We start from the raw sequence: 13018 nt of genomic DNA on the forward strand, positions 1-13018 counted from the left end.
TGACTGTCTGGAAACTGTTTTGAAAGCGAGGAAAACCCCGTGGAGCTAGCTGAGATTGAGGAGTTGATGAACAAAGCTGTGCAAGCCACACAGCGCTCCTTTAATACGGTGCGCACCGGGCGGGCCAATTCCAGCCTGCTGGATCGCATTCAGGTGGAGTACTACGGCGTGCCCACTCCCCTGAAGGCCCTGGCCAGCCTCACCACGCCAGACTCCAGCACTCTCTTGATCCAGCCCTTTGATCCCTCGACCTTGGCGGCCATTGAGCGGGCCATTGTTGCCTCTGACCTAGGTCTAACCCCCAGCAACGACGGCAAGGTGGTGCGGCTCAACATTCCCCCCCTGACAGAAGAGCGGCGCAAAGAGCTGAGCAAACAGGTGGCCAAGCTGGCCGAAGAGGGGCGAGTCTCGATCCGCAACATCCGGCGGGATGGCATTGACTCGGTGCGCAAGCGAGAGAAAAATGGCGAGCTGTCTGAAGATGAGTCCAAAAGCTTGCAGGATGCCATCCAGAAGCTGACCGACCGCTATATCAAAAAGATCGATGAGCTGCTGGCAGAAAAAGAAAAGGAGCTGACGACGCTGTAAAAGCTCCTTGTGGACATAACTCCCCACGCTACTGGCCTGCTTCTGCATAGCCGTAGGACGGGGTTAAAGACCCCATTTTTTGATCAAAACTCGACACTCATCCCGAAACTTCAAGGTTTCCACTTGCCCCTCGAAGTCGGGCAGCCGTTCGTTTCTCCTCGTCCAATTCCAACAAGAGGGATCCCGGCTTAGGCCAGGATGGAAGAGCGGAATACGACAACTCTTGCCGCAATGGATCTGATCCTGTGCCATCAATCGGCGGATTTCGACACCCTGGGGGCGGCGGTGGGAGCGGCCCGCCTGTATCCGGGTGCCCGCATCGCCTTGACCGGGGGATCCCTGCCGGGGGTGCAGGAGTTTTTGGCCTTGTACCGAGATGAATTTCCCCTCATCGAGCTGCGCTCTGTGGATCCGGGACAGGTGCAGCGGTGGATTGTTGTGGACTGTCACGATCCGGATCGCTTGGGCAAAGCTGCCGCTTGGTTAAGCGTCCCCGGCGCGCAGATTGAGATTTTCGACCATCACCTCAGGGATCCGGAAACCCCACCGGATGGCTTTTGGCCGCAGCAGCAGGTGAACTGTCATATCGAGGCCGTGGGGGCCACCTGTACCTTGCTGGTGGAGCGGCTGCAGGCTGCTGGGATCCCTCTCAGCCCTTTTGAGCGGCTGGCGCTGGCTTTGGGCATTCACATGGATACGGGATCCCTGACCTTCCCGGAGACCACCGCCCGCGATGCTGCTGCCCTGAGCTGGCTGTTGGATCAGGGGGTGAACCTGGTCTTGTTGCGGCGCTTTTTGGGGGATGGCCTCACCCCAGAGATGCGCGAGCTGCTCAGCCAGGGGTTGGCCCAGATGCAGGTGCAGCAGGTGGGGGAGTATCGCCTGGGAGAGTGGCTGCTGGAGCTGCCGGAGTTTGTGCCCGGCTTGGCTGGCCTGGTGATGCGGCTGATGGATCTGACGGGAGTGGATGTGCTGCTCTTGGTGGCGCGGCAGGGGGAGCGGCTCAGCCTGATCGGGCGGGCGCGGCAGGAGTTTGCCCAGTTGGGCAGGGTGATGGCCCTCTACGGCGGCGGTGGACACGATTGTGCTGCAGCAGCCACGTTAAAAGCCAGCCCAGAGCAGCCTTTGCCCGACCCGGCCCAAGTCATGGCGGCTCTCAGGCAGGCTGTCAAAGAGCGGATCCCGCCCCCGGTGACGGCCAAAGATTTGATGTCGGCTCCGGTGCGCACCATCCGACCGGAGATCACCATCGACGAGGCCCAGCGGGTGCTGCTGCGCTACGGCCATTCCGGCCTGGTGGTGGTGGACGCTCAAGGTCGCCTGGTGGGGGTGATCTCGCGGCGGGATATCGATATCGCCCTGCATCACGGGTTTGGCCATGCCCCCGTCAAGGGCTACATGACCACCGACGTGAAAACCCTCTCCCCCGACACCCCCTTGGCGGAGATTCAGCGGTTGATGGTGCAGTGGGATATTGGCCGCCTGCCGGTTCTCCAGGATGGACAGTTGGTGGGCATTGTAACTCGCACCGATGTGTTGCGGCACCTACACGAGTTGCCGGCCCTCTCACCGCAGTTGGCTTTGCCCACCCTTTCCTGCCCTTTGGATCTCACCTTCGCGGCCCTGTCGGAGCGGCATCGACAGTTGCTGGAGCAGGCCGCCCACATCGCCGATGAGAAGGGCCTGAGGTTGTATCTGGTGGGGGGAACGGTGCGGGATCTGCTGCTGCACCGGTGGGGACGGCAGCCCTCACCCAACCTGGAGCGGCTGGATCTGGACTTGGTGGTGGATGGGCCCTACTCTCCGGCCCTGGATGGGACGGATCCCCCGGGCTGGGGCTTGATTTTGGGACAAGCGCTCAAACAGCACTTCCCAGAAGCGCGGCTGGAGATCCACGGCAAATTCCAAACGGCGGCCTTGATCTGGCCAGGAGGCTTTTGTGTGGATATCGCCAGCGCCCGCACGGAGTTTTATCCCTACCCGGCCTCTCCCCCCGAAGTGGCCATGGGATCCATTCAGCAAGACCTCTATCGGCGGGATTTTTCCATCAACGCCTTGGCCTTGCGCCTCAACGGCCCCCAGCGAGGACAGGTGCTGGATTTTTTCGGCGGACAAGCGGATCTGCAACAGGGGATCATCCGGGCATTGCACCCCAACAGCTTCATCGAGGATCCCACCCGCATTTATCGGGCGGTGCGCTTTGCGGTGCGCCTGGGCTTCGCCCTGGACTCGACCACAGAAAAATGGATCCGCGCTGCCGTGGCCAGTGGTCTGCACGATGCCGTCGGCGGGGATCGCCTCAAGCAGGAGCTGGCCTACATTCTCGGATCCCGCGATTGGCCCCAAGCCTTTGAGCGGCTGGCAGAATGGGGAGCTTTGCGCTGTATTCACCCCGACCTGGAGTGGGATCCCTCCCTGTGTCAGCGGTTGCAACGGGTGGGCCGCTGGGCCTATCACTTTCGCCGCCGCTATCCTGAGCTGGGATCCCAGGAGATCTGGCAACTGCGCCTAGAGGCTCTCCTCCTCACCCTACCCCAAGCCCCCCAGGTGGCCAGCCAACTCCACCTTACCCAAGCAGGCATCGAACGCCTCAGCCATTTCCCCCATTACCAAACCCTGTTGGCCCAACTGGATCCCGGCACCCTCTCTCCGGCCCAGGTGGTGCAACTGCTGCAGGGGCTGCGGATCCCGGCGGTGATTTTGGTGGCCGGGATCGCCCCCAAGCCGGCCCGGCGGTTGATCTGGCGCTACTTGCAGGAGTGGTACTGGGTGAAGCCGCTCCTCAACGGCCACGATCTGCGTCGTCTGGGTTACAAGCCAGGTCGCCCCTTCCAAGCCATTTTGGAGCAACTGCGTTGCCTCACCCTGAACGGCGAACTCACCACCCCGGCAGAAGCTGAAGCCTGGCTACAAGAACACTTCCCCCTGCCACAGGCTGGGCCAAAGTAAGAAGGTCGAATCAGTCGAAATAGAAGAGAGTCACCAACTTGTGTTGCTCCTCGGCGTGCTTGCAGGCATCCAGCAGCGTGACGCTGTCGTGGAAAACAAAGCAGATCAACTGCTGGCACTTGCTGATGATCTCCAGGTTGCACAGGCGGCTGGCCTCCGCCAGGGGAAGATGGTCGTTTTCCGGATGCTCCACCAGATGCAGCACCTGCTCCAGGCTGGCCCGCGACTCTGCCGGCTGTCGCTCCAAACTCTGGGGCAAGATCACCGTCAAGGACTTCATATCCGCCCGCATCGCCCCCCGAATGACGGCCAAGTTGGTGCCAATGGCCCCAGAGGTGAGGATCTGATTGCCGGTAAGGGCCAGGGCATAACTGAGGGTCTCGATCAAATACTGATGGGTAATGGGCACATGACGGCTGCCCAGGATGGCCACTCGCTTCGGCCCAACTTGCTGAATGGCGGCCAACTCCTGCAAAAACGTATCAACGCTGGTGGGGACATCAATAGACTGGGTCAACGGGATCCCTCGGCAGATTCTCTAGATCTTGGCTAGGCTATGCTATCTCAAATTTTCGCTTTGGGATCCGGCCAAGTTGACGCTCTACGGCTTCAGCCCCAAACTTTTGGTGGAGTGCTCAGGCTGTCTGCAGCAAGCTGGGCTTGGCTTTGCGCAGAAGATCCCGCCTGGATGTGGATGGTGTAGCTCATACTGCTGTGAACGCCCTTGCCCAGCCAATGGCCGTAAATGGGAGCGGCATCTCTGGGGTAAGCGCTGGCCGCCAAAGCCACATGACCATCGGCCACGGCCAACCCCTGGGTGGGGTCAAAGCCCCGCCAACCGGCCCCCGGCAAGTACACCTCCGCCCAAGCGTGCAAATGACGGCGCACAGGCTCTGGGGGTTCTCCACCCCTGCTCTCCCCCGAAGGCTGCGAGGGGCTGACCTGGTAGCCACTGACAAAGCGCGCGGCCAAGCCTACCGTACGGCAGACCTCCATGAACACCAGGGCCAAATCGCGGCAGGCTCCGGTTTTGCGATGCCAGGTCAAGCCGGCAGGCCAGGGATCCCCCTTTTCCCGCAAGATGTGGCGGCATTCTGAATAGATGCGCTGGTTCAGCGCCGGCAGAAAAGCTGTCGTTTCCCCCTGCACGTGATCCCATAGCTCCCAGGCCAAGGCCTGGATGCCGGGATCCGCCTGAGCCGTCAGATAAGGCTGTAATTGGGCTGCCAGCGTGCTGGGATAGTCGATGGGGAGATGGGTGGCCCAATCGCAGAGCAGGTAGTCGAAGGGATTCTGCCGCAGGGTGAGCACCGTGGCCTGAGTTTGGATGCGCAAGTGCTCGGTGGGATCCCCAAACCAGAGCCGAACCGCCGCGTTGCCCTCCAGGTCCACCAGCGCCGATTGGCCCACCGGCTGCGGATCCACCTGCAACTCAAAAGCCAGGAGAGTTTGGATCCCGTCGCAGCGCGGTCGCAATCGCACCGTGTGGGGCTCCAGTTGGACTGGACGACTGTAGCGATATTCGATGAGATGGCGGATCTGAATTTGCACAGGCCAAATGACGGGCAAGAGGTTTCACCACAGGCAGCCGAGCCTTGAGATCAGGTAACCCAAACTGCTCTCGAATCAAAGCCAGGAGGTAGCTGTATCCTCTGCCGGGGAGCTTTGAAACTTTATCTGAGTTTGAGATCTCCGAGAGCTCTGCCCTGCCTCCCCAATCATCGAAACCTTCAGCTTAGAGCGAATATACTCCCCGGCCCGTACAGGAGCATAGCGAGGGGGGTTTGCTGCATTCTGGCATGTGGGCAGGCATTCAATCCAAGCCCCAGCCTGCTCAAGGAAAGAAACTGGAGACATAGCCGACATAGAGACAGGTGCTCAGAACAGCTCCTACCCTACAAAGAGAACTTGCCCCAAGACTGTGTGGGCGGATACCCCCTCAAAGCCAGCGCCAGCTCAACCCCATATCCAAACTAGGGATATTCTTGCTTGGCCTGTTGCCAGAGCATGACTCTAGTCAATGATACGCTGGACTATACTGAAAATAATGTACAGTATGTTCAGTATGGCTGCTTGGTATGGCTAGGTATGTGAAACCGAGAGAAGCGGCGGATTATTTTGGGGTGTGTCTCCACACCTTGAGGCGATGGGAACAAAAGGGCTGGATCAATGCAATACGTACACCATCCGGTAGGGCGAGAAGGTATGACCTCGACAGCTACATTGGCCTCCGGCCCGCTGACGCGAACAAAGCGCCCAGAAAGGCCAAACGAGTCGTTTTGTACGCCCGAGTCAGCAGTCGAGGGCAGAAACCAGACTTGGAGAGATAGATTGCAAGACTGGTTAACCTCTATCCTGGAGCCGAAGTGGTCGGAGAGGTTGGCGGCGGTCTCGACTTCAAAAGACCGAAGTTCCTTGCCTTATTGGAACGAGTCCGTGCGGGAGATGTCGGAACAATTGTGGTCGCTCACCGGGATCGACTCTGCCGGTTTGGATTTGAGTTCGTTGAGTGGTACTGCCGTCAATACGGATGCGAAATCTTGGTTCTCGATGACGATCGCCTTTCTCCCCAACAGGAACTGGTTGAGGATATCCTCACCATCCTGCACTGCTTCAGCAGTCGGCTCTACGGACTCAGAAAATACTGGGCTGCAATCGAGAAAGATACGGATTTATCCGGAACCAGCGCTGGCTAAGGTTTGGAAGCATTGGCAAGCGGCGTGCCGGTACTGCTACAACCAAGCGATTGCCTATCAGCGTCAGCATGGCACCCCAAAAACGGCCAGAAAGCTGCGGGACATCATCCTGCGCTCCGACCTGCCCGGGTGGGTGAAGGACGCCCCTTGCCACATCAAGCAGAACGCGGTCGTCGAGGCGTGGCTGGCGTTTCGCCGAAGCAAAGACGCGAGGTTTCGCAGTGTGCGGGACAGGTCGCATACGCTGCAATTCAACGCCGGCAACTTTCGCAATGGGACGTGGTATCCGAAACTCACCCGAGGTTTGGCGTTCCGTGCATCCGAGGAGATGCCCAGAGAATGGGCACGCGGAACTGAGCTAATGCGGGTGAAAGACAGATGGTATGCCATCTTTCCTGAGCCCGTGAACGAGCAGTGTTCGTTAGCAAAGGGGGTGATTGCGCTTGACCCTGGAGTAAGAAGTTTCTTCACAGGGTTTGATGGGGCAGGTTTTGTAGATATTGCCAAAGGGGACTTTGGTAGAATCACTCGGCTGTGCTACCACCTAGACGATCTGCAATCTAGGCTGAGTAAAGCACCGAGACCCAAGCGTAGGCGAATGCGGCAAGCGGCGTTTCGTCTGCGGGAGAGAATCAGGAACTTGGTGGACGAGTGCCATCGCAAGGTAGCGGCGTTCCTAACGGATAACTACCGATTGATATTCCTCCCCACTTTCGAGTCAGCCAAGATGGTTGCCAAGGCAGGGAGGAAGTTTGGTAGCAAGACGGCAAGGGCGATGCTCACCTGGGCGCACTACCGGTTCAAGCAGTTCCTGAAGTTTCAAGCCAAGAAGAAAAACGTGGTCGTCGTGGAAGTATCGGAAGCGTACACCAGCAAAACCTGTACCAAGTGCGGGCACATCCACACCAAGTTGGGTGGCGCAAAGGTGTTTAGATGCCCAAAGTGCAACCATAGGTTGCCACGAGATTGGCAAGGCGCTCTGGGTGTTATGCTCAGAGCTTTGCGGGATACCGCCTTTCTGTTCGGACTCCGTCCCGCTAACGCGAACGGACTCCGTCCCGCTGACGCGGTCGCGTTAGCGTCGCGTAGCGACAACGGAAACAGGCAGAATGCTATCGCTTCACCGTTGAGCAGTAGTGCTCAGCAGTGTTCAGCGTAAATGTATCAGGACTTCCAGCTCCTGGAAACTGCGTCCTTTCAGAAGGGAGCTTATGCCATCGCCGGGCAGGGATCCCGCTGGTTCCTGAGCCAGCTCTTCCATGGGCAAAAAACGGCGAGCAAAGCGCAGGTTGGTTTGGGTTAGAGCTTGGGCAGCATCCAAACCATACCAACGGCCCAAGTTGACCAGGGCAAAAAGCAGATCCCCCAGTTCGGCTTCCTGCCGAGTTGGATCGGGGGGATCCCTCTCCAATTCTCGACGCAGCTCGGCTTCTTCCTCGCGGATCTTGGCCCAGATCCCCTCCACCGTTGGCCACTCAAACCCTGCCCCCACCACTTTGCAGGAAATTTTCAGGGCAGCCATTAGGGGAGGCAAACTTTGGGCATAGTGCAGCAGTTTTTGGCCAAGGCTTTGATCCGGTCGCTCCCCTTGCTTGATCTGTTCCCAGGAGCGGTGCAACTCCGGAAGGTCTGCCGGCACAGCATCCCCAAACACATGGGGGTGACGGCGGATGAGCTTATCGGCAATTCCCGCAGCCACAGCTTCCAGATCAAAGTGGTTCTGCTCGGCAAAGATCTGAGACTGCAACACCACCTGCAACAACAAATCCCCCAGCTCTTCGGCAATTGCTGCCGGATCCCCGGCTCGAATGGCAGCTACCGTCTCATACGCTTCTTCAAGAATGTAGGGGGTCAGAGACTCCGGAGTTTGGGCCCGATCCCAGGGACATCCATCGGGGGCACGCAACCGAGCAACAACAGCCGCCAAACGACTCAGGTGCGAGGTAGAGGCGGAACGCTCCAGATAGAGGTGGGCAAAATGCCCCGTTGCTTGGGGATCCCAGCTTTGGAGCGTCAATGGGCCGGCCACCACCTCTAAGCCCTCCGTTAACAACGTAACAGGCTGGACAGGAGCACAGACCTGTTGCAAAACACTGCGCAGCTCCGCCGGATCCTTTCCCCCACAGCTTTTCAGCAGTAGGGATCCCTGCTCCGCAGTAGACCACCGAGCCAGAGCTTGTTGCCAGTCGGGCTGAAGACTATCCAGCGTTTGCAGCATGGTCAAAAGGGTAGGTGCGGCCCAAATCCAAAAGGCGGCTGAGCTGCTCCAGATCGATGAAACTCAACTCCAAAAGAATCATCAGCAACGGCCCTTGCTGGCGATGTTGCAGCTTCTTGGCCAGGCTCAGTTGAGAACGGTCGATGATGCCCGTTTGCAAGAGATATTCCTCAAGGGCTGGGGGGGGAATGGGATCTAGCATGGTCGTTTCGCAGCGCTGAAGAAGGACAAATATGAAACTGAGAAGATAGTAAACTAACGTAACTATTCTTAACACTCCTACAGAGTTTCGGCAAAGATCCGGCTGGCAAATAGGCCACAGGTGAGCTTACCAAGCCCTGTGCCCACAGCTCCACGGCAAGAAAACCCCTAAATTGCCTCAGCAAATGAGGTTTCTGTATCCAAGGACACAAAAAATGGGTACCAAGAGTTCATGGTATGGTAGCAAATTGGCGATCAGTTGGCAGCACCCCGAAAGGCCGACTGCTTTTTCTTTGTGGGAAAAACCAACTCACCTTGCAAGATGTTACCTTTTTATCTCGTTGAATCCTCGTGCTTGATAAAAATCTTACAACAATTCTTCGGGGATCCAATCTGTTCGGCTCCTCTGGGATCTGCCCTAATGCTGTCATCCTGCTCGGGTTCGGTTTTGGGCATACATCGTCCTACGTTCAGCTAAGCTAGAGACACTTGCCACATGGACTCCCGTCATGTCTGAAGCCCAGGGTTTACTGCCAGTGGGGGCAACGGTTCAAGTGGTGGAGATGCCTCCTTACCTAAAAACGGCTGACCCAATGCCGATGTTGCGCCCGGCCCATTTGATCCGCTTGCACGAACAAGGGGTGATCCTGCAGCGGCGGCTGTTGGGCACCTACAGTGTGCAGTTTGCCAATGGCATCTTTCTCATAGACGGAAAATATCTCGCGCCGGTGGGATCCCTGTCCTGACATGCCCATCTCTCCTCCGAGCCAGCTGGATGGGTTTGCCGGCCTTTAGAACCTTTGGGAGCTGGCAGCTTTCTGCAGAAGCGAGCCTTCAACTGGCCGGCGGACTTTCGCGATAGCCTGACGCTTCAGCGAGCTCAGTTGCTTATTCCCGTCAGCGGTGTCGAAGTAGCTGACAGACCTGCCCAGCTTTTGGTAGCTGGTTTTGCGATCTGCCACCGCCGCGCTGTAGAGGGCTCAGCACATCCGCCCCCAGTGGTGCAAGAGTTTTTCTTGCTGGCGACTGGGATAAAGCTGGGCCGCGGCAGCGTTGCGTAGCCACAAAGTGACGCAGGGGGTTACCCTGCCATAGGGTGCCAGTCCGCTGCGCTGAGACTGGAGACTGCCGCGCATCAGGTTAACTCATGTTAATTTGGGGGCATCTTCCTCTTTCTTCCCGCGGTCTCTATGAGCATTCAACTTCCTCGCTGGCTAGAACTGGCCTTGCCTTTCTTTCATCCTGTGCTGATGATTTTGGCGTTTGCGCTGGCCCTGTATGCCCTTTACCTGGGTCTGCAAGCGCGACGGGTGCGCACTGCCTCGGCAGAAGAACGCAAGGAGCTGATCAAAGGGAAGTTTGGTCAGCGGCATTTCCTCGCCGGATCCCTGTTCTTGGTGTTGATGGTGTTCGGGGCGCTGGGCGGCATGGGGGTTACCTACCTGAACAATGGCAAGCTGTTTGTTGGGCCTCACCTGCTGGCTGGGTTGGGCATTGTGGCCTTGGTGGCCAGCTCTGCGGCTCTAGCACCGCTGATGAAAGACGGGCAAAAGGTCTGGGCGCGTAATGTGCATGTCCTATTAAACGTGGTGATCCTGGCGATCTTGGGTTGGCAGGCGGTGACCGGCTTCCAGATTGTGCAGCGCATCGTCGACCAAATGCTGACCACACCCCAGGTGGCTTAATCTCCCCGAAAGACCCATGCAACCCTGAACAGGGCTGAGCTTTGGGAGGACTTTGTCCCGCTGGTGCGAGCCGAGAAGTCCGTCGACCCAAAGACTTCGGCCTCCCCTTTTCGGAACCCAGAGCTTCATCATGTCAGAATGGCAGAGCAGGCGCTGCATCCTTCGGCTGTAGAGGGGCGCAGTCTTGTTGCCGATACCCAGTTAACGCAACGGTTCTCCCTATGTCGGTTAGCCCTCTTCCCAGTTGGGTCAAGCGTTCCATCGGCAAAGCCAGCGAGACTTCAGCGGTGCAGCAGGTGATCAAGCAGCGGGGCCTGCACACCATTTGTGAGGAGGGGCGCTGTCCAAACCGAGCCGAGTGCTACAGCCAAAAAACCGCTACATTTCTGTTGATGGGAGGGATCTGTACCCGCGCCTGCTCTTTTTGCCAGGTGGCCAGTGGACGGCCCGCACCGTTGGATCCCGCAGAACCGGAGAAAGTGGCCGAGGCGGTTGAGCTGCTTGGGCTCCGCTATGTGGTGCTGACCTCGGTGGCCCGCGACGATCTGCCCGACCAGGGATCTGGTCGCTTTGTGGAGGTCATGGAGGCAATTCGGCGGCGCTGCCCCGGCACCCAGATCGAGGTGCTCACCCCCGACTTTCGCGGGGATCGCGAGTGCATTGCCCGTGTGGTGGCTGCCCAGCCTGTTTGCTACAACCACAACATCGAAACGGTGCGACGCCTCTCCCAGGCAGTACGGCGCAGCTCCGGCTACGACTTGTCCTTGCGGGTTTTGCGAACGGTCAAGGAGCTGAATCCTGGATTACCCACCAAGTCTGGGCTGATGCTGGGGCATGGGGAGACCCGCGCAGAAGTGCTGGAAACTTTCCGGGATCTGCTGGCGGTGGGATGCGATCGTCTGACTCTGGGGCAATACCTACAACCTTCCTTGGCCCATCGCCCTGTGGAACGCTACTGGACTCCGGAAGAGTTTGCCGAGCTGGGCCAGATAGCCCGCCAGATGGGGTTTCGCCAGGTGCGCTCAGGGCCATTGGTGCGCAGCTCCTACCACGCTGCCGAAATGGTTGAGAACTAGGCCAGGGAGCTTGGCAGAGAGGCTGTGCAGTCTGTCATAGCCAACCTTTCCCGTCCGATCAAGGCACGAAGGCCCGCTTCCAGGCCGAACGCTCGGGCTGCAAACCGGCTGAGCACCTGTGGCGCCAGGGATCCCAGGCGATACAGGCTGACCCCCGCCACCAGACCCGGCAAAAGGCCGTTGCCCCAGTCTCCCCACAGCCAGGAACTCACCCCTTCCGCCAGCAGCAGCAGAGCCCCATTGAGCAGCAGCGGTCGCCACAGCCCCTCGCGAAAGGAGACCAGCCCCCTCCACAAGGCCGTCCGGGGTAGGTGAAGCCGCACTCCCAAGCCCAACAGCCAAAAGCCATCCAGCAGTGGGGCCAACAGCAAATCCAACCCCAGCGGAGCCAAGCCCACCACAATCCCCTTGCCGAGGGCGAAAATCCTGCCCCATTGCTCCACAAAGCGGGCATGATGCTGCCACTGTTTTTCCAGAATCTGGGCCTGAACCCGGTCCAGCCGCTTCAACACATTCAAAGCCAGGAGGGATCCCGCCTCGGTTTGCAAAATCTGCAGAATTCGCCCCCGCAAGGCTTCAATTTGGGGTGCAGGCCGTTCCCATTCCAAAGTAATGCGGCCATCCGGCCAGTGGGTGCGGACTTTCAGAGGTTTTGGGCAAGCGGCCACGGTCAAAATCTCCTGCGGCGATACCCAGCCTAGGTGGCGGCTGATCTGGGCACAAATGGCCTGCAACTCCGCTTCGGAGTAGAGATCGCATTTGTTCAACACCAGCAGGATGGGCTTGTATAGAGTGCGCAGCTCCGAGAGAGCTTGGTATTCCAACTGGGTCAGGTCGGTGGCGATGACAAACACGATCAAATCCGCCGAGCGGGCCACATCCCAGGCCAACTGTTCGCGGGCTTCTCCTTCCACTTCGTTCAAACCCGGAGTATCCACCAGCCTCACCCGCCAAGGGATCCCTGGCCCCGGCTGCCACAGCAGGGATTGGGGCTGCTGAGTGACCCCATTGAGGGGGCCCACCTTCAATCGCTCCTCGCCGGTTAGGGCGTTCAGGACGGCCGACTTGCCACGGTTGACCAGCCCAAACACCGCAATGGAAAACAGCCGCGCGGTGAGGCGCTTGCGCAAAGTGGATAGAGCCCTGAACTCCGGTTGTAAATCCCGACGGCTGGCCAGAGATTGCCAATGATCCCAGCACCTTTGCAAAACGGTTTCGGCTTGGGTCAAGGGAGTGGTCATAGACAGGGGCAATGGACTAACCCTCACTCTAGAGGGAATTGCCCCTCAGGGCTAGCCGTTTCTCCCCCCCAGCGTGGGGAATCCAAACCCCACAAAATAGGGCATGATCACCCTAGGGTTCCGCCGAATCTCCTATGCTGTACCGCCTTCCCCAATCTCTGAAATGGCTTCGTGTGGGTGGATCCCATCGTTCTAAGCAAGAGCGCCAGATCGTGCGCAGCCTGCTGGCCTTTGCCGGGGCGCTGCTGGTTATGGATGTTGTGCTTCTGAGCGCCCTTCGCTAGTCCAACTTGGCAAGCCCATCGTTAGGTGATTCCGAACAAGTCTAAGTCTGAGGCATTCCTCTAGCACTGCTACAGGCAAG

At 58.7% G+C, this 13018-nt stretch carries 12 protein-coding genes and 1 pseudogene; 8 read left to right on the forward strand and 5 right to left on the reverse strand.

The features are described from left to right. Window positions 1–39: 39 nt before the first annotated feature. The gene (frr, locus tag ACVW0C_RS00900) at window positions 40–588 is read left to right on the forward strand and encodes a ribosome recycling factor (protein WP_414351818.1); all 549 of its coding nucleotides are present in this window, start codon (window positions 40–42) and stop codon (window positions 586–588) included. Between the two features lie 231 nt (window positions 589–819). Then, window positions 820–3537: a CBS domain-containing protein gene (locus tag ACVW0C_RS00905; RefSeq protein WP_457384046.1), complete on the forward strand. Its 2718-nt coding sequence runs from the start codon at window positions 820–822 to the stop codon at window positions 3535–3537. Between the two features lie 10 nt (window positions 3538–3547). Here the strand turns inward: ACVW0C_RS00905 and ACVW0C_RS00910 are convergent, their stop codons facing one another. Continuing rightward, a complete protein-coding gene (locus ACVW0C_RS00910; protein WP_011434437.1) occupies window positions 3548–4054 on the reverse strand; it encodes a hypothetical protein in 507 nt (168 codons plus the stop codon). 92 nt (window positions 4055–4146) lie between these two features. Further along, window positions 4147–5088 carry a transglutaminase family protein gene (locus tag ACVW0C_RS00915; RefSeq protein ID WP_011434438.1) on the reverse strand — a complete coding sequence of 314 codons (942 nt, stop codon included), beginning with the start codon at window positions 5086–5088 and terminating at the stop codon, window positions 4147–4149. 527 nt (window positions 5089–5615) lie between these two features. Here ACVW0C_RS00915 and ACVW0C_RS00920 point away from each other — a divergent pair. Continuing rightward, window positions 5616–6233, forward strand: a pseudogene (locus ACVW0C_RS00920) (IS607 family transposase). Beyond that, complete coding sequence (locus ACVW0C_RS00925; RefSeq protein ID WP_457384008.1) at window positions 6121–7392, forward strand: RNA-guided endonuclease InsQ/TnpB family protein; 1272 nt, start codon at window positions 6121–6123, stop codon at window positions 7390–7392. The pseudogene ACVW0C_RS00920 and the gene ACVW0C_RS00925 overlap by 113 nt, the downstream one beginning before the upstream one ends. Here the strand turns inward: ACVW0C_RS00925 and mazG are convergent. Beyond that, on the reverse strand, window positions 7384–8451 hold the full coding sequence (gene mazG / locus ACVW0C_RS00930) for a nucleoside triphosphate pyrophosphohydrolase (protein ID WP_457384048.1): 1068 nt from the start codon (window positions 8449–8451) through the stop codon (window positions 7384–7386). The genes ACVW0C_RS00925 and mazG overlap by 9 nt on opposite strands. Then, window positions 8432–8653, reverse strand: a complete 222-nt coding sequence (locus tag ACVW0C_RS00935) for a DUF2949 domain-containing protein (RefSeq protein WP_414332365.1) — start codon at window positions 8651–8653, stop codon at window positions 8432–8434. Before ACVW0C_RS00935 ends, mazG begins: the two co-directional genes overlap by 20 nt. Before the next feature lie 508 nt (window positions 8654–9161). On the opposite strand from ACVW0C_RS00935, the gene ACVW0C_RS00940 reads away from it, so the two are divergent. From ACVW0C_RS00940 to lipA, 3 genes are all read left to right on the forward strand, one after another. Next, complete coding sequence (locus ACVW0C_RS00940; RefSeq protein ID WP_011429589.1) at window positions 9162–9398, forward strand: DUF3148 domain-containing protein; 237 nt, start codon at window positions 9162–9164, stop codon at window positions 9396–9398. A 444-nt stretch (window positions 9399–9842) separates the two neighbouring features. Beyond that, window positions 9843–10337, forward strand: coding sequence for a DUF4079 domain-containing protein (locus ACVW0C_RS00945; protein ID WP_011434440.1), 495 nt, complete (start codon window positions 9843–9845; stop codon window positions 10335–10337). Window positions 10338–10558: 221 nt separating this feature from the next. Next, the gene (gene lipA, locus ACVW0C_RS00950) at window positions 10559–11413 is read left to right on the forward strand and encodes a lipoyl synthase (protein ID WP_457384009.1); all 855 of its coding nucleotides are present in this window, start codon (window positions 10559–10561) and stop codon (window positions 11411–11413) included. On the opposite strand, the gene ACVW0C_RS00955 is transcribed toward lipA, so the two are convergent. After that, window positions 11410–12654 carry an Era-like GTP-binding protein gene (locus ACVW0C_RS00955; protein WP_457384010.1) on the reverse strand — a complete coding sequence of 415 codons (1245 nt, stop codon included), beginning with the start codon at window positions 12652–12654 and terminating at the stop codon, window positions 11410–11412. The two genes, lipA and ACVW0C_RS00955, sit on opposite strands and share 4 nt — an antisense overlap. Window positions 12655–12788: 134 nt before the next feature. Between ACVW0C_RS00955 and ACVW0C_RS00960 the strand changes: the two genes are divergently transcribed. After that, entirely contained in the window at window positions 12789–12938 is a 150-nt protein-coding gene (locus ACVW0C_RS00960) for a hypothetical protein (RefSeq protein ID WP_011429585.1), read from the forward strand. Window positions 12939–13018 lie beyond the last annotated feature (80 nt).

The organism is Thermostichus sp. OS-CIW-26 (assembly GCF_054058395.1).

Coding starts and splice junctions, on each gene's coding strand:
- ACVW0C_RS00905 (WP_457384046.1), top strand. CDS start 820: ATGGATCTGATCCTGTGCCATCAATCGGCGGATTTCGACACCCTGGGG.
- mazG (WP_457384048.1), bottom strand. CDS start 8,451: ATGCTGCAAACGCTGGATAGTCTTCAGCCCGACTGGCAACAAGCTCTG.
- ACVW0C_RS00935 (WP_414332365.1), bottom strand. CDS start 8,653: ATGCTAGATCCCATTCCCCCCCCAGCCCTTGAGGAATATCTCTTGCAA.
- ACVW0C_RS00940 (WP_011429589.1), top strand. CDS start 9,162: ATGTCTGAAGCCCAGGGTTTACTGCCAGTGGGGGCAACGGTTCAAGTG.
- ACVW0C_RS00945 (WP_011434440.1), top strand. CDS start 9,843: ATGAGCATTCAACTTCCTCGCTGGCTAGAACTGGCCTTGCCTTTCTTT.
- lipA (WP_457384009.1), top strand. CDS start 10,559: ATGTCGGTTAGCCCTCTTCCCAGTTGGGTCAAGCGTTCCATCGGCAAA.
- ACVW0C_RS00955 (WP_457384010.1), bottom strand. CDS start 12,654: ATGACCACTCCCTTGACCCAAGCCGAAACCGTTTTGCAAAGGTGCTGG.
- ACVW0C_RS00960 (WP_011429585.1), top strand. CDS start 12,789: ATGCTGTACCGCCTTCCCCAATCTCTGAAATGGCTTCGTGTGGGTGGA.